General features: G+C 63.6%; 22 protein-coding genes. 21 read left to right on the forward strand and 1 reads right to left on the reverse strand.

What is annotated here, in order from left to right; genetic code table 11:
- Window positions 1-54 precede the first annotated feature (54 nt).
- From FJ943_RS23900 to FJ943_RS23935, 8 genes are all read left to right on the forward strand, one after another.
- Window positions 55-1,305 (forward strand): aconitase X, encoded by a 1,251-nt coding sequence (locus FJ943_RS23900; protein ID WP_140725445.1) that lies wholly within the window; start codon window positions 55-57, stop codon window positions 1,303-1,305.
- Window positions 1,302-1,736 carry a DUF126 domain-containing protein gene (locus tag FJ943_RS23905; protein ID WP_181174617.1) on the forward strand — a complete coding sequence of 145 codons (435 nt, stop codon included), beginning with the start codon at window positions 1,302-1,304 and terminating at the stop codon, window positions 1,734-1,736. The genes FJ943_RS23900 and FJ943_RS23905 overlap by 4 nt, the downstream gene beginning before the upstream one ends.
- Before the next feature lie 246 nt (window positions 1,737-1,982).
- Entirely contained in the window at window positions 1,983-2,579 is a 597-nt protein-coding gene (locus FJ943_RS23910) for a thioredoxin family protein (RefSeq protein WP_140725448.1), read from the forward strand.
- Between the two features lie 34 nt (window positions 2,580-2,613).
- The gene (locus tag FJ943_RS23915; protein WP_140725450.1) at window positions 2,614-4,239 is read left to right on the forward strand and encodes an FAD-binding protein; all 1,626 of its coding nucleotides are present in this window, start codon (window positions 2,614-2,616) and stop codon (window positions 4,237-4,239) included.
- Window positions 4,236-4,562 carry a ferredoxin family protein gene (locus tag FJ943_RS23920; protein WP_015317062.1) on the forward strand — a complete coding sequence of 109 codons (327 nt, stop codon included), beginning with the start codon at window positions 4,236-4,238 and terminating at the stop codon, window positions 4,560-4,562. The genes FJ943_RS23915 and FJ943_RS23920 overlap by 4 nt, the downstream gene beginning before the upstream one ends.
- A gap of 13 nt (window positions 4,563-4,575) precedes the next feature.
- Entirely contained in the window at window positions 4,576-5,412 is an 837-nt protein-coding gene (locus tag FJ943_RS23925) for an ABC transporter ATP-binding protein (protein ID WP_140725453.1), read from the forward strand.
- A 12-nt stretch (window positions 5,413-5,424) separates the two neighbouring features.
- Complete coding sequence (locus FJ943_RS23930) at window positions 5,425-6,321, forward strand: ABC transporter permease (RefSeq protein WP_140725456.1); 897 nt, start codon at window positions 5,425-5,427, stop codon at window positions 6,319-6,321.
- Between the two features lie 31 nt (window positions 6,322-6,352).
- Window positions 6,353-7,372 carry an aliphatic sulfonate ABC transporter substrate-binding protein gene (locus tag FJ943_RS23935; RefSeq protein WP_140725459.1) on the forward strand — a complete coding sequence of 340 codons (1,020 nt, stop codon included), beginning with the start codon at window positions 6,353-6,355 and terminating at the stop codon, window positions 7,370-7,372.
- Window positions 7,373-7,428: 56 nt separating this feature from the next.
- Here FJ943_RS23935 and FJ943_RS23940 read toward each other — a convergent pair whose 3' ends face one another.
- Window positions 7,429-8,457, reverse strand: a complete 1,029-nt coding sequence (locus FJ943_RS23940; protein ID WP_140725462.1) for a LacI family DNA-binding transcriptional regulator — start codon at window positions 8,455-8,457, stop codon at window positions 7,429-7,431.
- 355 nt (window positions 8,458-8,812) lie between these two features.
- On the opposite strand from FJ943_RS23940, the gene FJ943_RS23945 reads away from it, so the two are divergent.
- The 13 genes from FJ943_RS23945 to FJ943_RS24005 all read left to right on the forward strand — a co-directional run bounded on the left by FJ943_RS23945 (window position 8,813) and on the right by FJ943_RS24005 (window position 22,128).
- Window positions 8,813-10,426 (forward strand): extracellular solute-binding protein, encoded by a 1,614-nt coding sequence (locus tag FJ943_RS23945; RefSeq protein WP_140725465.1) that lies wholly within the window; start codon window positions 8,813-8,815, stop codon window positions 10,424-10,426.
- 82 nt (window positions 10,427-10,508) lie between these two features.
- Complete coding sequence (locus tag FJ943_RS23950) at window positions 10,509-11,369, forward strand: carbohydrate ABC transporter permease (RefSeq protein ID WP_015317068.1); 861 nt, start codon at window positions 10,509-10,511, stop codon at window positions 11,367-11,369.
- Window positions 11,366-12,325, forward strand: a complete 960-nt coding sequence (locus tag FJ943_RS23955) for a sugar ABC transporter permease (protein WP_015317069.1) — start codon at window positions 11,366-11,368, stop codon at window positions 12,323-12,325. Before FJ943_RS23950 ends, FJ943_RS23955 begins: the two co-directional genes overlap by 4 nt.
- Complete coding sequence (locus tag FJ943_RS23960; RefSeq protein WP_140725468.1) at window positions 12,322-13,413, forward strand: ABC transporter ATP-binding protein; 1,092 nt, start codon at window positions 12,322-12,324, stop codon at window positions 13,411-13,413. Before FJ943_RS23955 ends, FJ943_RS23960 begins: the two co-directional genes overlap by 4 nt.
- 3 nt (window positions 13,414-13,416) lie before the next feature.
- Window positions 13,417-14,487 carry an ABC transporter ATP-binding protein gene (locus tag FJ943_RS23965; protein ID WP_140725471.1) on the forward strand — a complete coding sequence of 357 codons (1,071 nt, stop codon included), beginning with the start codon at window positions 13,417-13,419 and terminating at the stop codon, window positions 14,485-14,487.
- Between the two features lie 35 nt (window positions 14,488-14,522).
- Window positions 14,523-15,620: a Gfo/Idh/MocA family oxidoreductase gene (locus FJ943_RS23970; protein WP_140725474.1), complete on the forward strand. Its 1,098-nt coding sequence runs from the start codon at window positions 14,523-14,525 to the stop codon at window positions 15,618-15,620.
- A gap of 44 nt (window positions 15,621-15,664) precedes the next feature.
- Window positions 15,665-16,579, forward strand: a complete 915-nt coding sequence (locus FJ943_RS23975; RefSeq protein WP_140718362.1) for a sugar phosphate isomerase/epimerase — start codon at window positions 15,665-15,667, stop codon at window positions 16,577-16,579.
- A gap of 55 nt (window positions 16,580-16,634) precedes the next feature.
- Window positions 16,635-17,579, forward strand: coding sequence for a substrate-binding domain-containing protein (locus FJ943_RS23980; RefSeq protein WP_140620622.1), 945 nt, complete (start codon window positions 16,635-16,637; stop codon window positions 17,577-17,579).
- A 44-nt stretch (window positions 17,580-17,623) separates the two neighbouring features.
- Window positions 17,624-18,643: an ABC transporter permease gene (locus FJ943_RS23985; RefSeq protein ID WP_140725477.1), complete on the forward strand. Its 1,020-nt coding sequence runs from the start codon at window positions 17,624-17,626 to the stop codon at window positions 18,641-18,643.
- Between the two features lie 2 nt (window positions 18,644-18,645).
- A complete protein-coding gene (locus tag FJ943_RS23990; protein WP_140725480.1) occupies window positions 18,646-19,428 on the forward strand; it encodes an ATP-binding cassette domain-containing protein in 783 nt (260 codons plus the stop codon).
- Between the two features lie 10 nt (window positions 19,429-19,438).
- On the forward strand, window positions 19,439-20,620 hold the full coding sequence (locus FJ943_RS23995) for an aldose 1-epimerase family protein (RefSeq protein WP_140725483.1): 1,182 nt from the start codon (window positions 19,439-19,441) through the stop codon (window positions 20,618-20,620).
- Window positions 20,621-20,705: 85 nt separating this feature from the next.
- Window positions 20,706-21,788 (forward strand): fatty acid desaturase family protein, encoded by a 1,083-nt coding sequence (locus tag FJ943_RS24000; RefSeq protein WP_140725561.1) that lies wholly within the window; start codon window positions 20,706-20,708, stop codon window positions 21,786-21,788.
- A gap of 28 nt (window positions 21,789-21,816) precedes the next feature.
- Window positions 21,817-22,128, forward strand: coding sequence for a MocE family 2Fe-2S type ferredoxin (locus FJ943_RS24005; RefSeq protein WP_140725486.1), 312 nt, complete (start codon window positions 21,817-21,819; stop codon window positions 22,126-22,128).
- Window positions 22,129-22,156: the final 28 nt, after the last annotated feature.

Raw genomic sequence — 22,156 nt, forward strand, 5'->3', positions numbered from 1 at the left:
CCGCCGACAATGAGGAACGCATAGCCGGGCGTAAATTAAGCCCGGAGCATTTTGATGACGCTTGACCTGACGGCCCGCGACCGGTCCATGCTCGATGGCGAGCAAGGCCCAGCCGCGGCCGCCGCCATGAAAATCCTCGTCGCCTTTTCCAACGCGATTGGCGCCAGCGGCCTGCTCGATATCACCGGCGCCCATATCGACGGTTGCCTCTATCACGGCAAGGCAGGGCTCGACTTCGTCGAGCGGCTGGTCGAGGGAAGCGGACGTGTCCGGGTGCCGACGACGCTCAATGTCGGCTCGTTCGACCTCATCCATCCCGGCATGGTCAAGATGCCGGCGGCTGAAGAAATGCCGGCGCGGCGCTTGATGAAGGCGCATCTGGAGCTTGGCTGCCAGGCGACCTTCACCTGTGCCCCTTACCAGACGCGGTTTCGGCCTGAATTCGGCCAGCAGATCGCCTGGGGCGAATCCAATGCCATCGTCTTTGCCAATTCAGTGATCGGCGCGCGCACAAACCGCTATGGCGATTTCATCGATCTGTGCTGCGCCATGACCGGTCGCGCACCGGCCTGGGGCCTGCATCTGAGCGGGAACCGGCGTGGCCGCATCCTGTTCGAGCTGGATGTTGCCGACGGGGAGCCGAGCGACAGCCTGTTCGTCGGCGTCGGGCTGATCATCGGGCAAGCCAGTGGGGACCGCATTCCTGTGATCGTTGGTCTGCCGCAACCGCGCGACGAGGACCAGTTGAAGGCGCTGGGCGCGGCGGCGGCAACGACCGGCGCGGTGGCGCTGTTCCACGCGGTCGGCATCACGCCGGAAGCGGGAACACTCGACGAGGCGTTCCATGGACAAGCGCCGGAGGCAACGATCCGCATCACGCGCGCCGATATCGGTCAAGCGCTGGCCAGGCTGTCGCGCGTACCCGACGGGACGCCGCTGGCGGCCGTGTCGCTGGGCACACCGCATTTCTCGCATGCGGAGTGGATGCGCCTGCTGCCGTTGCTGCGCGCGGTCGCACCGGACAGGGGCATTCCGATCTATGTCAATACCGGTCGCGCGACGCTGACACGATTGCAGGAGGAGGGGGCATTGGCTGGCATGGAGGTGTTCGGCCTGGTCCCGGTCGCCGACACCTGCACCTATGTCACCTCGATTCTCGAGCGTCTCGACGGCGTGGTGATGACCAATTCCGGCAAATGGGCGCATTATGCGCCGGGCAATATCGGCGTGACCGTCGCCTTCGCCGAGATGAAGGATTGCATCCGCTCCGCGGCTATCGGGCGTGTCGTGCGGAGCGCCTCATGATGCAATCGGTGGATGCCATTGGACGCGTCGGCACCTTCCAACTGGCAGGCGAGGCCGAGGGCGAGGCGCTGGTGTTCTCGCAACCGCTCAGCTTCTGGGGCGGCATAGAGGCCGAGACCGGCGATATAACGGATCATTCGCACCCAGGCCTTGGCCAGAATGTCTCCGGCAAGATACTGGTCATGCCGAGCGGGCGAGGGTCCTCGTCTTCTTCCTCTGTCTTGGCCGAGGCAATCCGCAGGGGCACGGCGCCGGCCGGCATTCTTCTGGAACGGCCGGACCCGATCCTTGCCGTTGGCGCCATCGTCGCCGAGTTCCTCTACGCGATCAGCATGCCGCTGGTGGTTTGCGACATTGGGGGCATTGTTTCCGGCGAGCGGATCGCGATCGGTATCGGGGCAGATGGTGAGGCGGTCGTTCGCAAGGTCTAGGACCATGCGTTCCTGAAGCTGGCGCGGGAGCTGCAGATTGAAGTCGCCGCTGCCAGAGCCATGTTCCCTGGCCAAATCGCGTTTCTTCCAACACAGCCTCATCTCGAACAAACGTGCCGGCGCGGCCTGAAACATTGGCACGATATTCTAAGCTGCCCGGTTGACCGCAGACGCGCCCTCAGGCGTATAATCCTACTAAATTGATAGAATAAATAACTGCATGAAACCGCTGCAACGGAGACATCGATGCCGCAAACCGAATCCAACCCGATCGAGCTGGGCACCAGGGCCGCCGATTTCCTGTTGGCCGACGCGCAAGGCGTGCTGCACAAGCTTGCCGATTTCGATGCCAAGCCGGCCCTGCTCGTCGCCTTCATTTCCAATCGGTGCCCCTTTGTCGTGCTGATCCGCGAGCAGCTTGCTGCATTCGCCAGGGACTATGCGCCGAAGGGCCTGCAGGTGCTAGCGATCAACGCCAACGACCATTTAGAGCATCCCGAGGAGACGCTCGCGCGGATAGGCGAGGAGTCCGAAAAGTTCGATTATTCCTTCCCCTATCTGAAGGACGCGTCGCAGCAAGTGGCCAAAGCCTATGGCGCGGCCTGTACGCCTGACTTCTTCCTGTTCGGCGCCGACCGGCGGCTTGCCTATCACGGCCAGTTCGACGATGCGCGGCCGGGCAATGGCAGGCCGGTGACTGGTGCTGATCTGCGCGCGGCCGTCGACGCGGTGCTGGAGGGCGGCAGGCCCGCCGCAAGCCAAGTGCCGTCGATCGGCTGCAACATCAAATGGAGCGCCGGGAACGAGCCGCTATGGTTCTCGGGTGCGGCCCGCGCCGCATAACGCCAGCCGCCTCACACTCCTTCGCCGAGCATCGATGCCCAAATCGCAAAAATCAGCTTCCGATGCCTTGCAGCTCCAGGTCGACGTGCTGGTGCTGGGCGGCGGCCCATCGGCCGCCTGGGCAGCCGTGGCGGCCGCTGAAAGCGGCGCCAAGGTGGTGTTGGCCGACAAAGGCTATCTCGGCACCAGCGGCGCGACCGCGCCGTCGAACACCGGCACATGGTGCGTGCCCCCGGGCGACAACAGGCATGCGGTGGTCGAGCGGCGCTGGCAGCGCACGGGCGAGCTCGCGGACCAGCGATGGATGCTGCGCTGCGTCGACACCGCCTACCGCAATTTGCTCAGGCTCTCGGAATGGGGTTATCCCTTCCCGAGCGAGGATGACGGCCGGCTCTACATCGCCAATCTGCGTGGGCCCGATTATATGCGCTTCATGCGCCGCCGGGTGCTGCTTGCCGGCGTGACCGTGCTCGACCACCATCCCGCGCTGGAACTCTTGTCCGACGGCGATGCCATCGTTGGTGCCGCCGGAGTCGCCAGGCAGGCCGGCCACGATTGGCGCGTCGAGGCGGGCGCGGTGGTCCTGGCCACCGGCGGCTGTGCCTTTCGCGAGCGCATCCTCGGCGGCACGGGGCTGACCGGCGACGGCTATCTGATGGCGGCCGAGGCCGGCGCCAGCCTGTCTGGCATGGAATTCACCGGCAAGTATACGTTGGCGCCTTATGGCTCCTCGCTCAACAAGGGATTGCCCTTCCGCTGGGCCTCGTTCCACCGCGAGGATGGTTCGCCGATCCTGGGCTCTACTGGCGAACCTTTGCGCAACGGCATCGGCGACCGCGAGGAGGAAGTGGCCCGCGCGCTGATCGACGGCCCGGTCCATGCCCGGCTGGACCAGGCCGAACCGGCGCTGCAGGGCTGGCTGCGCCAGGGCCAGCCGAACTGCTTCGTGCCTTATGACCGTGCCGGCATCGACCCGTTCAGCGAGTTGTTCCGTATCACGCTGCGCGCCGAAGGCACGGTGCGCGGCACTGGCGGCATCGACATCGTGTCCGACGATTGCGCCACCGGCGTGCCCGGCCTCTACGCCGCCGGCGATGCGGCCAGCCGCGAGATCGTGACCGGCGCCGTGTCGGGCGGCGGCGCCGTGAATTCCTCCTGGGCGCTGGCCAGCGGCTGGTGGGCAGGCAAAGGGGCTTCGACCCACGCGAAGCGGCGTAGCGGCAAAGCGTTTCGGGGCGCCGCACAACCGCTCGGTCAGGCCGGTCTGCGTCCGGCGGCGGCGCCGCGTGCCGGTATCGCGGCAGGCGAGGTCATTGAGGCGGTGCGCAACGAGGTGACGCCGCTCGACAAAAACTTCTTCCGCGATGGTGGCCGCCTTGAGAAAAGCAGCGAGCGGCTGGAGAGCGTCTGGCGCGACGTGCGCGACCATTTGCGGGGCGAAGGGCCCGAACGGATACGCACGCGCGAAGCGGCGTCGATCGCCGCAGTCGGGCGCTGGTCGGTCGCCGCGGCATTGCACCGTACCGAAAGCCGCGGCATGCATCGCCGCGTCGACCTGCCGGGCAAGAATCCGGCACTGGCGCATCGCTTGATCGTCACCGGTGTCGACGAGTTCCGCATAGAAGGGGCGCCCGGTCGGCTGGCGGAGCTGGCGTCATGATCGAGATCGTCTCGGCCACGCGCTGCATTGAGTGCGACATCTGCGTCAAGGTGTGCCCGACCAATGTCTTCGACGCGACCGAGCATGGCGCGCCCGTCATTGCTCGCCAGGACGACTGCCAGACCTGTTTCCTGTGCGAAATCTACTGTCCGACCGACGCTCTTTACGTGGCCGAGGCAGCCGAAGGGCCAACCGGCATCACCGAGGCAGAGGTCGAAGCGCGCCTTCTGTTCGGCTCCTATGCCCGCGCACTCGGCTGGACGCGCGGCAAGGCCGGCGGCTCCGAATTCGACCCGACGCACCGCATCCGCGTGGCGCAATAGGAAGCGACAAGACATGAACCGCATCGTCGTCAACAACATCAGCAAGACCTTCCAGCTCAAACCAGGACAGTTCGTCACTGTCGAAGGCGAGGCGACCGATCGCGTCACCGTTCTCGACGGCGTCGATCTTGCCATCCGCAAGGGCGAGTTTGTCACGCTGGTCGGTCCGAGCGGCTCGGGCAAGTCGGTGCTGCTCGACATTATCGGCGGGCTGACGCGGGCGACCGGCGGCGACGTCCAACTCGACGGCGGGCGCATCACGCGTCCCGATCCCAAGACCGGCTACGTCTTCCAGCAATATGCGCTGTTTCCCTGGCGCACGGCGCTCGCCAATATCGAATATGCGCTGGAAGTGCGCGGCGTGGCGAAGACGGAGCGGACGGCGACGGCCAGGCACCTTTTGTCGCTGTTCGGGCTTGCCGGCTTCGAGGATCGTTTCCCCAACCAGCTTTCCGGCGGCATGCAGCAGCGCGTGGCGATCGCCCGCGCGCTCGCCAGCAATCCAGAAGTGCTGCTGATGGACGAACCCTTCGCCGCGCTCGACCAGCAGACGCGCGAACTGCTGCAGGGCGAGTTGTTGCGCATCTGGGGCAAGATCAAGACGACGGTCATTTTTGTCACCCACTCGATCGACGAGGCGATCTTCCTGGCCGATCGCGTGGTGGTGATGACGGCGCGGCCGGGCGCGGTGAAGGAGATCATCGACATCGACCTGCCGCGGCCGCGCGACGGCGACATCCGCGCCAGCACTGAATTCAACGCGTATCGCGCTCGCGTCTGGGACGTGCTGCGCGACGAGGTCAACAGGGCGCAGAAGGACTGGACGCTGTCGCCGGCCTTCGGCCATTGAGGAGTTAGAACCATGGCCTATCTGACCGAAAAGTTCGGCCCTGCCATCAGGTTTCGCGGCGAGGCCGCCGTTGCCGCAAAAATTCCTGCAATCAAGGCGCGTGGCGCAGCCCAAGAGGTCAAAGCCCGGAGGAAAGAGACGTATGGTGGCACCTTCGTCTATGGCCTGCCGCTGCTCGGCCTGTTCTTCCTTTTGTGGGAGATTGCGCCGCGGCTCGGCTGGCTGAACCGCATCTTCTTTCCACCGCTGAGCGAGGTGCTGCTTGCCTGGTGGGACCTGCTTGCCTCGGGTGCACTGGTCGAGCATATCGGCATCAGCCTGCAGCGCGCGGCCATCGGCTTCGCGCTCGGCGTGTTGGTGGCCATCCCGCTTGGCCTGCTCATGGGCCGCTACTCTCTGTTCGAGAAGGTCAGTGATCTTTTGGTGCAGACGCTACGCAACACCTCGCAATTCGCGCTGCTGCCGGTGTTCATCCTTTTGCTTGGCATTGGTGAGGAATCCAAGGTGGCCATCACCTTCTACTCCTCGGTGTTCTTTCTCCTCGTCAACACGATCAGCGGCGTGAAGTCGGTCGATCCGCTGCTCATCAAAGCGGCGCGCTCGATGGGCACGTCTGACTTCGACCTGTTCCGGAAAGTCATCCTGCCGGCCAGCATTCCCTCGATCGTCGCCGGTGCGCGGCTGGCGGTCAAATCCTCGCTGTTCGCGGTGATCGGCGCCGAGATGCTGGCGGGCAAATCCGGCCTCGGTTTCCTCATCCAGAACTCGCAACTGATGATGGAAACGGCCGACATGTATGCCGGCATCCTGACGCTCACCGTCATCGGCCTGACCGTCAACTACCTGCTCGTCTGGTTCGAGCGCTGGGCGACCGCCTGGAAGGGCCAGTCCGAGCCTTCGCTCATTTAAGCCATTCGCTCCAAGTAGGAAGGATTTTCCCATGTCCAGCATCGCATTCGATGGATTTCGCCGGCTGTTTCTGAAGGGCGCCCTTGTGGTGGTGATCGGCCTTGGCGGCATGCCTGCCTTCGCGCAGGAAAAGCCCGACGTCATCCGCATCGGCAGCACGGCGCCCGGGCACCTCAAATTCATCCTCGCCCAGAAAGATGGCTGGTGGGAGAAGGAATTCGCCAAGGACGGAATCAAGGTCGAACTGGTGACCTTCAACGGCGGCTCGGAGGCGACGACGGCCTTGGCCACCGCCGCCATCGAGTTCACTTATACCGGCAACAACCCGGCGCTGCGTGTCGCCGCGTCCGGCGCCGACGTCAAGCTGATCGGCCTGTCGAGCTATGTCAGGGCGGGCGGGTCCTCCATCGTCGTGAAGACCGATTCCCCCCTGAAGACGCTGCAGGACCTCAAGGGGAAGAAGGTCGCCTATCTCACAGGCACGGTGCGGCACTCCAATTTCAGCAAGGCGCTGAACAGTGTCGGCCTGACCACGAACGATGTCGAGGGTTTGAACCTCCCTTTCGAGGCATCAGGCCCGGCCCTGTTGCGCGGCGATATCGATGCCATCGTCGAGACCGACTCGACGGCGGCCAAGCTCGTCGACTCCGGCGAGGCGCGTCTGCTCTACGACACCAGCACGCATCCGGAATGGAATGTGCCGAACGTCATTTCGGTCAACGGCGCCTTCGCGGCGAAATATCCCGATCTGGTCAAGCGGCTGCTCAAGGTCGACATCGAGATTTCGCGCTGGGCAGATGCCCATCCCGACGAGACGATCAAGACCTTTGTCGAGGCGACCAAATCGTCGGAGAAATCCGTGCGCAAAACCTATGCCGATGGCGCCTTCCATCAGGATCCGAAGCTCACCGATGATGCGATCGAAGCCCTGAAGGCCGAAGAAAAATTCATGGCCGGCGCCGGGCTCCTCAAGGGATCGATCGACTACGGCAAATGGGTCGACAAGAGCTTTGTCGAAGCCGCGTCCGCGGAAGTCGCCACAGTCCAGTAGACGGAAGGGTCGAGCCAGCGGGCGTCTCCGCACCGCGCCCGGCTCATCAGTACCGCTCAAATCTCCGGGATGTTCTCCTTGAAGATCACCTGCAGCCTCGGCTGGTGCAATTCATAGGGGAGGCCCCGGACGGCGTGGGTCAGGATGTTGAGCGCCTCACGGGCTTCGACGCGCGGGTTCTGGTCGATGACGGCGTCGAGCGTGCCGTCGAGCAGCAGTTCCTTGGTGCCGTCCGTCGCCTCGTGGCCGAGGAAAACCATGGATTGCGCACGGCCGCGTTCCTTCAGCGCACGCGCTATGCCGGTGTTGCCGGCGCCGACATTGTAGATCGCGGCAAGGTCGGGGTGGCGTTCCAGAAGGGCTGACGCCTCCGAATAGGCCTTTTCGCGGTCGTCGAGCATTTCGCGCATCTCGACGATCTCCAGATTGGGCGATTCCTCGGTCAGTATGTGCCGGAAGCCCATCTCGCGTTCCTCGTGGCCGCGATAGGACAGCGAGCCTGCAAACAGCGCCACCTTGCCGGGGCTGCCTGAGCCCATGAAACGGTTGAGCAGATAGCCGGCCAGCCGCCCGGCGGCGCGGTTGTCGATGCCGATATAGGCAACCCTTGGCACATGCAGGATGTCGGAGGCGATGGTCACCACCTTGACGTTGTTGGCCGATAGCGAGCGGATCGCCTCGCGCACCGTCGGATGGTCGAGCGCGATGACGCCGACGCCTTGCGTCTGGCCGCGCAAATCCTGCAGCAGGCGGGCGAGCCGGTCGGGATTGAAGCCCTCTATGGTGGCGATATGGACGTCGAGATCGGGGCGCGCCAGGGCTTGTGCCTCGATGTGGCGGTGCAGCATCTTGATGAAGGAATTGGTGCCGGCCGGCAGCGCGAAGTCGAGCCGGATGACCTCGCCGGGCACCGGCCTGGGCGGCGCCCCGTTCGGGCCTTCGGCGATGTAGCCGAGGCGCTGCGCCATTTCGAGCACGATCTCGCGTGTGCGCGCCCGCACGCCGGGGCGATTGTTGAGCACGCGGTCGACGGTGGCGGCGGAGACGCCGGCTTCCCGGGCTATGTCGGTCAGGGTGGAACGCACCGTCTCATCTCCTCAATGCATCAGGGATGACGCAGTGCCGGCTGGCGGCTGATTGCGCCCAACGCCCCGCGATCCGCGATTCTGATGGGAAATGATGTATCCGGCCTTGGCCGATGCGCAAGCCGCCAAGCTAAATCAACTCGTCCGGCACGATCGTGTCGGAAAGGGAGATCACATTTCCCATCAAATCGACGCATTCGGAGGGGTCTATGAACCTTGGTATGACGCATTTCCTCACTCTATGCGATGTTGTGATGTGTTTTGATTATTAATGATGTTGACAGCCTTCCGATCCTGCCGTCAATATCCCTCATGGGCTCGTGGAGGAAACATTGGGCCTGAGGGAGGAATTCCAATGTCTGATTTGATCCGCATCTCGCGGCGCCGGTTGCTGGCGTCCGGAGGAAAGGCGGCGGTGTTCGTGGCCGCTGCAGGTATCGCTCCGCAATTCATTCGTCCCGGTCGCGCCTTCGCGGCCGATGCGCTCGCACCTGGCATGATCGGCGGCCCGACGGGCTTCGACGGAGCCGAACGTTATCAATACGGTCCCGACACACCCGAGGGCCGCGCCATCGAGGCCGCCAAGGCTTTGAAGGGCGCCGGCAAGGCGCCGGCCAAGATCGTGCTTGGCCTGTCGGACGGCTCGATCGGCCAGCTCACCCAGCCTTTTCCGGCCGGGGCGCCGTCGATCAAGGAGCTGTGGGAAAAGGAAACCGGGATCCCGATCGAGATCGTCGGTCTGCCGAACGGCCAGGAATTCACCAAAACCATGCAGGACATCTCGACCAAGGGTGGGGCCTACGACATCTATTCGACCGAGTGGAATCGCCTTGGCGATCTCGCCGAGACCGGCGGCATCGCCAAGCTCGACGACTTCGTCGCCCAGTACAAACCCGAATGGGACGATCCCAAGACCGGCTATGTCGACGGCGCCAAGGGTGTATCGCTGCTCAACAAATATCGCGGCTCCAACTATGGCGTGTCGCTGGACGGCGACTTCCAGACCTGGGTCTACCGTACCGACCTGTTCGGTGACGAAGCCGAGAAGAAGGCCTTCAAGGACAAATACGGCTACGATCTGGCGCCGCCGAAAACCTGGAAGCAGCATGGCGATATCGCCGCTTTCTTCCAGCGTCCGGACAAGGGCCTGTTCGGCTCCACCGACCTGCGCAACCAGGGCTGGGGCTACACCAACTGGTATCAGCGCTATGTGTCGATGGCCTCGCCCAACCAGTTCCTGTTCGGCGACGACGGCAAGCCGCTGATCAATTCCGAGCATGGCATCGCCGCCACCAACGAATATGTCGAATCGCTGGTCCATCATTCGCCGGATGCGATCTCGTGGGGCTGGCCGGAGCAGTACGGCAATTTCGCCAAGGGGGGCGCGGCGATGACCTGTGCGTTCTCCAACCTGCCGAAATTCCTCGACAATGCCGGCAACAAGGATTCCAAGGTCACCGGCAAGATCGGCACGATGCTGCCGCCCGGCCGCGAGATCGACGGCAAACTGATCAGCCGCTCCGTATTGTGGTTCTCGCTGACCGGCATGGTCTCGTCGCAGTCGAAAAACCAGGAGGTCGCCTATCTCCTGCTGCAGTGGCTAGGCTCGGCCCGCATCTATGCCTGGATGAGCGCCAACCCCGGCGGCTATCTCGATCCGTTCCGGCTTTCGGATTTCTCCGATCCGCTGGTGCGCCAGACCTACCACGCCTATCACATGGACGTGGTGCGCGAGACGGTCGCCCGCACGGTGCCGACCTGCAACTATCCCGGCGCCACCGCCTTCCACAACGCGCTGGACGAAAACCTGATGGCCTCGCTGACCAAGGCCAAGACATCGGAGCAGGCGATGGCCGACACGGAAGCCGAGTGGAAGAAGATCGCCCGGCGCATTGGCGAGGACAAATTGCTCGAAGCCATCAGGACCAACAAGGAGGCATGGCCGACCGTTCTCGATCCGATCAGCTGATCCATCTCCCTGGATCAAAGCCGGAGGGGAGGAGCATCCGCTCTTCCCCTCCGCAACCGACGCCACCAGCAAAAGCAGCCAGATGAAGCGTTCCGTCCCCTTCGAGATATTCCGCTACGCCGCGATCCTCGCGGCGATGGCCGTCACGCTGGTGCCGATCCTGTGGATGGTGTCGATGGCCTTCAAGCCGATCGCCGAATGGTCGGCGACGGGAGCGGACCTGACATGGTGGCCGAAGAACCCGACGCTCAGCAATTTCCAGTTCGTGTTCGGCGAGTCCACCAACAATCTGATCGTCGCGCTCGACCGCACCGCGCTGAAGCCGATCCTATCGTCGCTTCTGTCGGCGGTATTCGGCACCGCGATCGCCATGTCGGCGGGCACCGCCGCCGCCTATGGCCTGTCGCGCTTCGGCTCCGGCCAGAACCTGCCGCTGGCGCTGATCCAGCTCAGGCTGTTTCCGCCGATGGCCGTCATGATCCCCGTCATGATTATGTGGGCCTTCCTGAATTTCACCGACAGCTGGTGGGGGCTGGCGCTGATCTACGGCATCGTCACGCTGCCGTTCGCTTTCTGGCTGATGAAGACCTTCTTCGACGACATGCCGCGCGAGATCGAGGAGGCCGCCTTGGTCGAGGGCTGCTCGCGGCTGCGCGTCTTCACCCGCATCACGCTGCCGATGATGCGCGCGCCATTGGCGAGTGCTGCGCTGTTCGTCTTCATCCTCAACTGGTCGGACTATCTGATCGCGCTGCTTCTGACGACGCGCGAATGGGTGACGATCCCCGTCTACATGGCCTCGCTGTCCTCGTCGATGACCGGCCAGCTCTATGGCGCCAAGGCCGCACTCGGGCTGATCGCGGCGGTGCCGCCGGTGATCATGGGCATCGCCATCCAGCGCCATCTGGTGCGCGGGCTGACTTTCGGAGCGCTCAAGCAATGAGCGCGGTGGTTGCGACGATTTCGGAGGGTGAGATGGACGCCGCCCGCGCAAAGCCGGCGCTGCGCGACGAAGGCATGCGGTTGGGCTTTCGCCTGACCTTGCCGGCGCAGATCCTGGTGCTGTTCATCTCGGCCTTTCCACTCTTGATGCAGCTCTACATCAGCGTCACCGACTGGTCGCCACTCTCGGGCCTTGGCTGGTGGAACGCCTGGGAGATGTGGAACAGCTTCGCCAACTATACCGACCTTGCCGCCGACGCGCGCTTCTGGAGTGCGCTGAAGCGCACGGTCATCGTGATGGTCGTCTGCGTGCCGGCCGAGTTCCTGTTAGGCTTGGCGCTGGCGACGCTGTTCGCCGACGATTTTCCGGGCAAGCGCATCTTCTATTCGGTCCTGCTGATGCCGATGATGGTGGTGCCGGCGGTGGCCGGCTACATGTTCTTCATGCTGTTCCAGTCCGGCGGCCCGGTGAACGACATCCTGTCGGCAATCACGGGCACGCAAGTCACCATTGCCTGGCTGTCGGATCCGACACTGGCGCTGATCGCGGTGATGATCGCCGACATCTGGCAGTGGACGCCGCTGATGTTCCTGATCCTGCTGGCCGGCCTGGTCGGAGTGCCGGAGGACCAGATCAAGGCGGCAACGCTGCTCGGCGCCAATCCCTGGCAGCGCTTTACCACCATCGTGCTGCCGAAGATGAAGACGATCATCATCATCGCGCTGGCGATAAGGGTGATCGAGAACTTCAAGATCTTCGACACGCTGTACATCATGACCGGCGGCGGCCCCGGCGTCGCCACCGAAACGATCTCCGTCTACATCTACAAGGTCACCACGCAGGATCTGATCTGGGGCTATGTGGCGGCGATCGCGCTCGCCATTCTGGTCGTGCTCTCCATCGTCGCCGTGTTCGCCATGAAGCGCATGGCCCGGGCAAGGCAGGTGGCGGCATGAGCACGATCCAGCTCAAGCACCTCACCAAGACATTCGGCGACTTCACGGCGCTGAAGACCATGGACCTCGATATCGCCGATGGCGAGTTCATGGCTCTGCTCGGGCCTTCAGGCTGCGGCAAGTCGACGACGATGAACATGATTGCCGGAATGGAAGAGCCGACCAGCGGCAAGATCCTGTTTGGCGAGCGCGACATGGCCGGCGTGCCGATGGGCCGGCGCGGGGTTGGCTTCGTGTTCCAGAACTACGCGATCTTCACCCATATGACGGTGCGCCAGAACCTTGCCTACGGGCCAAGGATGCGTGGCGCCGCCACGGTCGAGATCGATCGTCGCGTCGGCACGATTGCCGAGCTGCTGCAACTGACGCCGCTGCTCGACCGCAAGGCCGACCGGCTGTCGGTCAACATACTGCAGCGCGTGGCGATCGGCCGCTCGGCAATCATGGAGCCGGCGATCTTCCTGCTCGACGAGCCGCTGTCCAATGTCGACGCCGCCTTCCGCGCGGTGATGCGCACCGAGCTGAAACAGCTGCAGCGCCAGTTCAAGCAGACCATGGTCTACGTCACGCACGACCAGCTGGAAGCCATGACCATGGCCGACCGTATCGCGGTCATGGACCACGGCGTGCTGCAGCAGGTCGGCACGCCGCTCGAGGTCTACAACAATCCGGCCAATGTCTTCGTCGCCCGCTTCATCGGCGCGCCGGGCATGAACCTGCTCAAGGGCCGACCTGCGGAGAGCGACCGGAGTCTGGTCGTCGATCTCGGGGCGCTTGGGGTCTCGCCGCCATTGCCGGATGAGCTGGCGGCCAGCGTGCGCGGTGCTCGCGGGGAGGTGCTCTACGGCTTTCGGCCGGAACAGGTAGCCCTGGCGGAGAATGGACGCGGGCTTGCCATGCCTGTCACTTTCGTCGAGCGCATCGGCGCGCGCACCATCGTTCACCTCGGCCAGGGCGACGGCGCCGTGAAAGCGGTCTTCGACAATGATGTCGGGCTGTCGATAGGGCAAACCGCGGTCGTCGCACCCGCGGCGTCGTCAGTGCGGGTCTTCGACGCCGTTAGCGGCCTTGCGATGAGAGCGGGTTGAGCCATGGCCGACATCGTCTTCCGCAATGTCACGAAACGCTACGGCACGATGCTCGCCGTCGACGACGCCTCGTTCACTGTCAACGACAACGAGTTCTTCTGCTTCTTCGGGCCGCCGCTGTCGGGCAAGTCGACAATCCTGCGCCTGGTGCTCGGGCTGGAGACGCCGGATGCCGGCGAAATCCTCATCGGCGGCAAGCCCGTCAACACGGTGTCGCCAGCAGAGCGCAATGTCGCCATGGTGTTCCAGAACTTGGCGCTGTTCCCGCATATGAGCGCGCTCGACAATGTCCGTTTCCCGCTGGTCGAGCGCCGGGTCGCCGAGGTCGATATCAAACGGCGCGTCGCCGATGTCGCGGCCAAGCTGCATATCGGCCATATCCTGCACAAGCCGCCGGCACTGCTTTCGGGCGGCGAGCGGCAGCGGGTGGCGATCGCCCGCGCCCTGGTGCGCGACCCCAACGCCTATCTGATGGACGATCCGATCTCGGCGCTCGACGCGCGGCTGCGCGAGGAAACGCGCGTCGAACTGAAGCGCATCCAGCGTGAGCTCGGCAAGACGCTGATCTATGTCACGCACGACCAGGAAGAGGCGATGTCGATCGCCGACCGCATGGCCATACTGGAAAGCGGAAGGATCCGGCAGATCGGCGCGCCGGCCGAGATCTATGATCGCCCGGCCAGCACCTACGTGGCGCGGCTGCTGGGGTCGCCTGTCATGAACATCCTCAAATCCGTTCAAGGCGAGGGCGGCATCGAGGCCGCCGAAGGCGCGATCAGCATCGCCGATCGCACGGCTCCGGCCGACGCCGTCGAGATCGGGCTGAGGCCGGAGGATATCAAGGTCAGGCCCTGGAGCGACACCGAGAAGGAGAGCCCCGGCCGCCCGGCGCGGGTGTTCGAGGTCGAGCCGCTTGGCGGCTATACCGTGGTGACACTCGCCGCCGGGCGAGCGCGGTTGAAGGCTTTGCTGCGCGGCCAGCCTGACATCAGGCCCGACGCGATGGTGGCGATATCCTGCGAGCCGGCGCGCGTGCATTATTTCGGACAGGGCGGAGGCGCGTTGGCAAGATGAACGCGGCCGCAAGGACAGGATTTCGGGAGGAAGGCATGACAGGCAAGGGCTTCGAGCCGGATGTGAAGGTCCGCACGAAGGAATATCGGATCGGCTGCGTCGGCGCCGGCATGATCATGGCCGAATGCCATCTGGCCGCCTATAAGGACGCTGGCTTTCCGGTCGTGGCGATCGCCTCGCGTACCAAGGCGAATGCGCAAAAGGTCGCCGACCGTTGGGGTATCCCGACCGTCCACGACACCCCGGAACAGCTGATCGAGGATGCAGATGTCGAGATCATCGACCTCGCGTTTCCGCCGGACCAGCAGCCGGCGCTGATCCGCCATGCGCTGAAGCAGAACCACATCAAGGCGATCCTGGCTCAGAAGCCGCTGGCGCTGTCGGTCGAGGAAGCCGTCAAGTTGCGCGACGAGGCGGCGAAGGCCGGCAAGATACTCTCGGTCAACCAGAACATGCGCTACGACCAGTCGATGCGCGTGTTGAAGCAGCTCATCGACAGTGGCGCGCTCGGAGACATCGTCTTCGCGCAGATCGACATGCACGCCATTCCGCACTGGCAGACCTTCCTTCAGGGTTACGACCGGCTGACGCTTGCCAATATGAGCGTGCACCACCTTGACGTGCTGCGCTTCCTGTTCGGCGATCCCGATGAGATCACGACGCTGACGCGCAAGGATCCGCGCACGACATTCGACCATTCCGACGGCATCACCGTATCGACGCTGAAATTCCCGTCCGGCGTGCTGGCCGTGTCGCTGGAGGATGTGTGGTCCGGTCCGCGCCAGCAGGGCTACAAGGACGACCAGCACATCAACTGGCGCGTCGACGGCACCAAGGGGGTCGCCAAGGGCACGATCGGCTGGCCGACCGGTGCCGCCTCGACGCTGACCTATGCGTCCTCCGAAACGACCGGCGGCGAGTGGGTAACTCCCAGCTGGGAGACGATGTGGTTCCCGCATGCCTTCATCGGCGTCATGGAGCAGCTGCAGCACGCCGTGAAGACCGGTACGCCGCCGGCGCTCACCGTTGCCGACAACGTCAAGACCATGGCGCTGGTCGAAGCGGGCTATCGCTCGATGGCATCGGGCCGCACGGTCAAGCTTTCCGAAATCTCCACAAACGGAATTAACTGAAAATCGCTGGCAACTGAATCGCTTACAGGGAGGAATTCAAGATCATGATGCAGGCAGGTATTTTCACGGGCTATTTCCCGTACGGCCTCGAAGAGACGGCAAAGAAGATCCGCGGGCTCGGTTTCAACACGGTCCAGCTCGACCTGCATTTCAGGGACGTGGATCTTTCGGCCGGGCAGATCACCAAGGACAAGGCCAGGAAGGTGCGCGACGTCTTCCGCGACCACAACCTGCCTGTTTGCTGCGTGTCGGGCTACACCAACATCATCCATCCCGACAAGGCCGAGCGCGAGAAACGCGTCGGTTATCTCAAGGAGATCATCCGCAATGCGCGCGAGTTCGGCAGCCCTTACGTGATCTCGGAGACCGGCACCTACAACACCGAATCCGACTGGGTGCATCACCCCAAGAACAAGACCGAGGAAGGTTTTGAGGAATGCCGTAAGGTCATCGCCGATCTTGCCCAGACGGCTTACGACCATGGCGCGGTCTTTCTGCTCGAAACCTATGTCAACAACGTCGTCGGCTCGGTCGAGGAGACGGTGAAGATGTTCGCGCAGGTCGACCATCCAGGCCTCGGCTTGCTGATGGACCCGACCAATTATTTCGAGACGCACAACATTGACCGGATGGATCAGATCCTGAACCAGGTGTTCGACACGCTGACCGACAAGATCAGAATAGCGCATGCCAAGGACGTCAAGCGTTCGGGCGATGACAAGTCGGAGAAGCACGCCGACATCGGCGATGCCGACGCGATGGAAAGCCATACGTTCCGCGGGGTTGGCGAAATCGAACTGCCGGCGCCCGGCCTTGGCTCGCTGAACTACGACCTCTACCTCCAGCGGCTGGCCGAAAAGCATCCGAACATCCCGGTGATCATCGAGCATCTGTCGGAAGACGACGTGCCGCGCGCAAAGACATTCCTCGACGGGAAATTCCGCGCGAACGGCCTGTGACGGCTAGCCGCGCCACCGGTGCATGGCGGCGCGGCTTCAAACAAGGGAGGAAAGAATGTTGAAATTCGCATTGAAATTGGCGGCCGCCGCGACAGTGCTCGCCGGCGTCGCCCTTGGCACGGCGGCGCAGGCGCAGGACGGCCAGAAGACCTTCTATCTCTTGTCGCATGGCGGTCCGTCGGATGCGTTCTGGATCGACTGGAACGCCGGTGCGACCAAGGCCTGCGACCAGCTCAAGGTAACCTGCAAGATTTCCTTCAGCGGCGGCGACATGGCGGCGCAGAAGGAAGCCTTCAACTCGGCGCTTGCCGCAAAGCCCGACGGCATCGCCACCACGTCGGCGCAGCCGGGCCTGTGGACGGAGGAGGTGAAAGCAGCCAAGGCGGCTGGCATCCCGATCGTGTTCTTCAACACCGACGATCCGGCGACAGGGCGGCAGGCCTATGTCGGCGCGGACCTGAAAGAAGCGGGTGTCATCTGGGCCAAATATCTGGTCGACCACAAGATGGTGAAGCAGGGCGACAAGGTTTTCCTGCCGGTCGAGGTTCCCGGCGCCAGTTACCAGCAGCTCGAGACCGAGGGCATCGCCAGCGTTTTCGATCCGTTGGGGATCAAATATGACGTGGTCGATTGCGGCACCGATCCGGCTGGCATCATCGCCAAGATGACCGACTACATGGTCGCCAACAATCCGCCGGCGATCATCGCGCTCGGCGATTCCGTTGCCGCCAGCGTCAAGCGCGTGTTCGATGGCGCCGGCGTGCCGGCGGGCAAGATCCCCGTCGTCGGCTGGGGCAATTCGAAGGAGACGGCACAAGCCGTCAAGGACGGCTTCGTCAATGCCGCCGCCTGGCAATATCCCTCTGCGCAAGGCTTCATGCCGGTGGCGCTGCTCGGGCTTGCCGCGTCAGGCGAGCCGATCGGCTACGACATCCACACTTTCGGTCTCTACGACGCCTCCAGCGTCGACCCGATTCTGAAGCTTTACGACAAGAAATGAGAAAAACAGCGCCCGCCGGAAAAGCGGCGGGCGTCTTTTCAAGCATGGTTCAAGCAGTCATGACAATTGCCGCAGAAGACGAAGTGCCGGGGGTGAAGGGCAGATCGCGCCTGCTGCGCTCGCCGCAATTCTCCTCCTTCGTCATCCTCCTCATTTTGCTGGCGGTATTCGCGGTCGCCGACGCCAATTTCCTGTCGCCGCTCAACATCTCCAACATGATGGCGTTCCTGCCCGAGCTCGGCATCATCGCACTCGGCATGACGCTGCTTTTGACGGCAGGCGAATTCGATCTTTCCGTCGGCGCGGTGTTTGGGCTGGCGCCGGTGGTGGTGATGCTGCTGGTGCAAAATGGCGGGGTGGATATAGGTGTCGCGCTTCTGGCCGGGCTGCTGCTTTGTATCGCGATCGGCGCGATCAACGGGCTGATCGTCACCAAGATCGGCATCTCCTCCTTCCTGGTGACGCTGTCGATGTTGCTCGTCGTACGCGGGGCAGCGCTTTACATTACGCAAGGCTTTCCGCTGAAATCCTGGGACCAGCCCGGCTTCTTCGTGACGCTGCTCGCCGGCAGCTTCAACATCGGCTCGTTTCGCTTCTACACCTCGCTGTGGTGGTTCATCGGCCTCTCGCTGTTTGCCATCTACATCCTGCGTTACGCCAAGCTCGGCAACTGGATCAGTGCCATCGGCTCCAATCGCAACGCGGCGGTGGCGCGCGGCGTGCCGGCCGATACGGTCAAGATATGGCTTTTCATCGCGACCTCGGTGCTGGCCGGCCTTGCTGGCATGATCAGTGCCTTCCGCATCTCGGCCGCCTCACCGGTGGCCGGCACCGGCTATGAGCTGGAAGTGATCGCCATGGTGGTGGTGGGCGGCACGGCGCTGACCGGCGGCCGCGGCACCATCCTCGGCACCATCGTCGGCGCGCTGATGCTGCGCGCCATCCGCAACGGCATCGTGCTGATCGGCGTGCCGGGGCTCGCCTACAACATCTTTGTCGGCCTCATCATCCTCGCCATGCTCATCCTGCACGCTTTGCTGCAGAAGAACGCCGCAAGGGGCTGACGATGGTGCAAGAAGTACTTCGGCTGCAGAACCTGCAAAAATCCTTCGGCAGCGTGCGCGCGCTGAAGAACGCATCGCTGACACTGCGGGAAGGCGAGGTGGTGGCGCTGCTGGGCGACAATGGCGCCGGAAAATCGACGCTGATCAAGACGATCTCGGGTGTCTTCCCGGTCGATCGGGGCGACATCTTTGTACGCGGCGAAAAGGTTTCGATCCGCTCGACTCGGGATGCGATGGACCTCGGCATCGAGACCATCCATCAGGACACCTCACTGGCGCCTGATCTCAGCATCGCGCGCAATCTTTTCCTCGGCCGCGAGCCGGTCAACTTCGGCTGGCTCGGCGTGTTCGCGCCGCTCGATCTCGCGAAGCTGCGCAAAGCCGCTTCCGAACTCCTCAAGCGCGTCGGCATCTCGAAGAAACTCGACGCTGATGCGCTGGTCTCGACGCTGTCGGGCGGCGAGCGGCAGTCGATCGCCATCTCGCGCGCCATGCAGTTCGCCGCCAAGGTGATCATTCTCGACGAGCCGACCAACAATCTCGGCGTCGAGGAAACCCACGGTGTGCTGCGTTTCGTCAAGGAGGTACGCGACGCCGGCCATTCGGTGCTGCTCATCACCCACAACATCCACCATGTCTTCCAGGTCGCCGACCGCATCGTCGTGATGCGGCGCGGCGAGATCGTCGCCGAACAGACGGTCGCCGACACCGACCTCCTGACCGTGGAAAGCATCATCACCGGCGCCGACATGTCGGCCTTGCTCAAGGAGGCGAGGGCAAAGTGAAGGGCGTCGCATGGTAGAGCTTTACGGCAAGACGCTGTCGCGCCGGCAAGTGGCCGAGCGGTCAGGCCAGCTGTCGCAATTCGCGGGCGTGCGGCTGATGACGCTCGGCGACGGGTTGGAGCGCGGCATCCGCATGCTCGAATTCCGCACCGGCTCGGGCCTGCGCTTCACCGCGCTCGTCGACCGGGCGCTCGACATCGCCGATTGCGACTTCAAGGGCCAGGCGATCGGCTGGCATTCGCCGAGCGGCTTTCGCCATCCGGGCTTGCACGACTATGAAGGGGAAGCGGGGCTGGCCTGGGCGCGGTCCTTCTCGGGCCTGCTCGTCACCTGCGGCCTCGACCACATTCTGGGGCGGGAAGAAGTGCCGGCCGAGAGCTACAACTATCCGGGGAAGAAGACGGTGCTTCATTCGCTGCATGGTCGTGTCGGTACCATCCCGGCGCGGCTGACCGGCTATGGCGAGCGCTGGGAGGGCGACCGCTGCGTGCTGTGGGCAGAAGGCATCGTGCAGCAGTCGGCGGTGTTTGGCGAGGATCTGCATCTCACTCGCCGCATCGAAGCCGATGTCGGGGGTAACGAGATCCGGCTTTCGGACCATGTCGTCAACCACGGCTTCAACCGCACCCCGCATATGTATTTCTACCATGTCAATGTCAGCCATCCCTTGCTGGACGAAGGCTCCCGTTATCTGGCGCCGATCCGCGACGTCATCTGGGCCAGCCATGCCGGCGAGCGCTACGAGGCGCAGAGTGTCGGCTATCGCACCGCGCCGGCGCCGCAACGGCACTTCAGGGAGCAGGTCTGGCAGCACGAAATGGCCGCCGACGCCCATGGCGAGGTTCCGGTGGCCGTCGTCAACGACCGGCTCGGTCTCGGCTTCGAAGTGGCGACCCGCAAGGATCAGTTGCCGTGTGCCTACCAATGGCAGAATTTCCAGGCCGGGCAGTACGCTCTGGGGATAGAGCCATCGACCCACCATGTGCTCGGCGATCTCGCTGCCCGCGAGCGCGGTGAGATGATCTGGCTGGAGCATGGCGAAAGCCGGGCCTACGACGCGGTGTTCCGCGTCCTCGACGGCAAGGAGGAAATCGCTGGCGCCGAAGCCAGGATCGCGGATATCGCCCGGCAGCCCGAGCAGGATTATCCTCAGCCTTCAGAAAATTTTCCAAGACTGGCCGGCAGGACATGAGCGCGACATTTATTCAAAGCAAGCCCTCCGGCCGGCGGACCGGATTGCCAGCGCTGCGCGACGATTGGAGGCCAATTTGACGACGATGGCGAAAAAGCGCGACTACAGCCTGGTCGGCGAAAGCACCAGGGCAGCGATCGAGACCGGGCTTGCCTCGGCCGAGTGGTACCACACCGACGTGCCGCGCAAGGCGATGAAGGAGTTGATGCAGCGTTCCGACGGCCCGGCGATCCGCGACACCATCATCTGGATTGTCGCGATCCTGGGCTCGGCCGTGGGTATCGTCCTGTTCTGGGGTTCGTGGTGGGTGGTGCCGTTCCTGTTCGTCTATGGCGTGCTCTACGGCTCGTCGAGCGACTCGCGCTGGCACGAATGCGGCCATGGCACGGCTTTTCGCACGCGCTGGATGAATGATGTCGTCTACCACATCGCCTCGTTCATGCTGATGCGCAATCCCGTGCAATGGCGCTGGAGCCATGCCCGCCACCACACCGACACCATCATCGTCGGCCGCGACGCCGAGATCGCGGTCATGCGTCCGCCGGACCTGTTGAAGGCGGCGCTCGCCTTCACCGGCATTCTCGACTTTCGCTATTCGCTGCCGACGCTGGTGCGGCAGGCATTCGGGACGCTGTCCGACGAAGAGAAGAGCTATATCCCCGAGATGGAACAGCATAAGGCCGTGGTCGCGGCCCGCTGGCATGTCGCGATCTATGTGGCGACGATCGCCCTCGCGATCGCGCTGAGGTCATGGATACCGCTGGTGCTGATCGGCCTGCCGCGCCTCTACGGCACCTGGCACATGGTGACGACTGGCCTGCTGCAGCATATCGGGCTCGCCGACAATGTCGTCGACCATCGGCTGAACACGCGCACCGTCTACATGAACCCGATCAGCCGGTTCATCTACTGGAACATGAATTACCATGTGGAGCACCACATGTTCCCGATGGTGCCGTATCACGCGCTGCCCAGGCTGCATGAACTGATCAAGCACGATCTGCCGAAGCCCAATCCGTCCATGTGGCACGCCTACCGCGAGGTCTGGCCGGTCCTGCTCAGGCAGCTGAAATACGAGGACTATTACCTTAAGCGCGAACTGCCGCCGACGGCCAGGCCCTATCGCGGTGAGTTCCACCAGGTCGATATGTCGGCGGCGGCCGAGTAGCGACCGCGAATGTCCGCAGGAGATAGAGATGGCCGATTGGGTTGAAGCGTGCGCGGTGGACGATGTCGAGGAAGAGGATGTCATCCGCTTCGACCATGGTGGGCGGACCTTCGCGATCTACCGGTCGCCGGATGACGAGTTCTTCGCCACCGACGGTTTTTGCACGCATGAGAAGGCGCATCTGGCCGACGGGCTTGTCATGGGCGACATCATCGAATGCCCCAAGCACAATGGCCGCTTCAACTACAAGACCGGCCAGGCCAAGGGCGCGCCGGTCTGCGTCAATCTCGCGACCTATTCGGTGAAGATCGAAGCCGGCAAGGTGATGATCCAGATATGAAGCGGGGGTATGATCAATCGATCCGACC

It is taken from the genome of Mesorhizobium sp. B2-3-10, assembly GCF_006442275.1.
Classification (GTDB): Bacteria; Pseudomonadota; Alphaproteobacteria; order Rhizobiales; family Rhizobiaceae; genus Mesorhizobium; species Mesorhizobium australicum.

Excerpts from the sequence above, each read along its gene's own strand:
- FJ943_RS23975 (WP_140718362.1), top strand. The coding sequence starts at position 15,665 with ATGATGCAGGCAGGTATTTTCACGGGCTATTTCCCGTACGGCCTCGAA.
- FJ943_RS23955 (WP_015317069.1), top strand. The coding sequence starts at position 11,366 with ATGAGCGCGGTGGTTGCGACGATTTCGGAGGGTGAGATGGACGCCGCC.
- FJ943_RS23930 (WP_140725456.1), top strand. The coding sequence starts at position 5,425 with ATGGCCTATCTGACCGAAAAGTTCGGCCCTGCCATCAGGTTTCGCGGC.
- FJ943_RS23990 (WP_140725480.1), top strand. The coding sequence starts at position 18,646 with ATGGTGCAAGAAGTACTTCGGCTGCAGAACCTGCAAAAATCCTTCGGC.
- FJ943_RS23970 (WP_140725474.1), top strand. The coding sequence starts at position 14,523 with ATGACAGGCAAGGGCTTCGAGCCGGATGTGAAGGTCCGCACGAAGGAA.
- FJ943_RS23985 (WP_140725477.1), top strand. The coding sequence starts at position 17,624 with ATGGTTCAAGCAGTCATGACAATTGCCGCAGAAGACGAAGTGCCGGGG.
- FJ943_RS23950 (WP_015317068.1), top strand. The coding sequence starts at position 10,509 with ATGAAGCGTTCCGTCCCCTTCGAGATATTCCGCTACGCCGCGATCCTC.
- FJ943_RS23920 (WP_015317062.1), top strand. The coding sequence starts at position 4,236 with ATGATCGAGATCGTCTCGGCCACGCGCTGCATTGAGTGCGACATCTGC.
- FJ943_RS23925 (WP_140725453.1), top strand. The coding sequence starts at position 4,576 with ATGAACCGCATCGTCGTCAACAACATCAGCAAGACCTTCCAGCTCAAA.
- FJ943_RS23915 (WP_140725450.1), top strand. The coding sequence starts at position 2,614 with ATGCCCAAATCGCAAAAATCAGCTTCCGATGCCTTGCAGCTCCAGGTC.
- FJ943_RS23910 (WP_140725448.1), top strand. The coding sequence starts at position 1,983 with ATGCCGCAAACCGAATCCAACCCGATCGAGCTGGGCACCAGGGCCGCC.
- FJ943_RS23965 (WP_140725471.1), top strand. The coding sequence starts at position 13,417 with ATGGCCGACATCGTCTTCCGCAATGTCACGAAACGCTACGGCACGATG.
- FJ943_RS23935 (WP_140725459.1), top strand. The coding sequence starts at position 6,353 with ATGTCCAGCATCGCATTCGATGGATTTCGCCGGCTGTTTCTGAAGGGC.
- FJ943_RS23980 (WP_140620622.1), top strand. The coding sequence starts at position 16,635 with ATGTTGAAATTCGCATTGAAATTGGCGGCCGCCGCGACAGTGCTCGCC.
- FJ943_RS24005 (WP_140725486.1), top strand. The coding sequence starts at position 21,817 with ATGGCCGATTGGGTTGAAGCGTGCGCGGTGGACGATGTCGAGGAAGAG.
- FJ943_RS23945 (WP_140725465.1), top strand. The coding sequence starts at position 8,813 with ATGTCTGATTTGATCCGCATCTCGCGGCGCCGGTTGCTGGCGTCCGGA.
- FJ943_RS23900 (WP_140725445.1), top strand. The coding sequence starts at position 55 with ATGACGCTTGACCTGACGGCCCGCGACCGGTCCATGCTCGATGGCGAG.
- FJ943_RS23995 (WP_140725483.1), top strand. The coding sequence starts at position 19,439 with ATGGTAGAGCTTTACGGCAAGACGCTGTCGCGCCGGCAAGTGGCCGAG.
- FJ943_RS23960 (WP_140725468.1), top strand. The coding sequence starts at position 12,322 with ATGAGCACGATCCAGCTCAAGCACCTCACCAAGACATTCGGCGACTTC.
- FJ943_RS23905 (WP_181174617.1), top strand. The coding sequence starts at position 1,302 with ATGATGCAATCGGTGGATGCCATTGGACGCGTCGGCACCTTCCAACTG.
- FJ943_RS24000 (WP_140725561.1), top strand. The coding sequence starts at position 20,706 with ATGGCGAAAAAGCGCGACTACAGCCTGGTCGGCGAAAGCACCAGGGCA.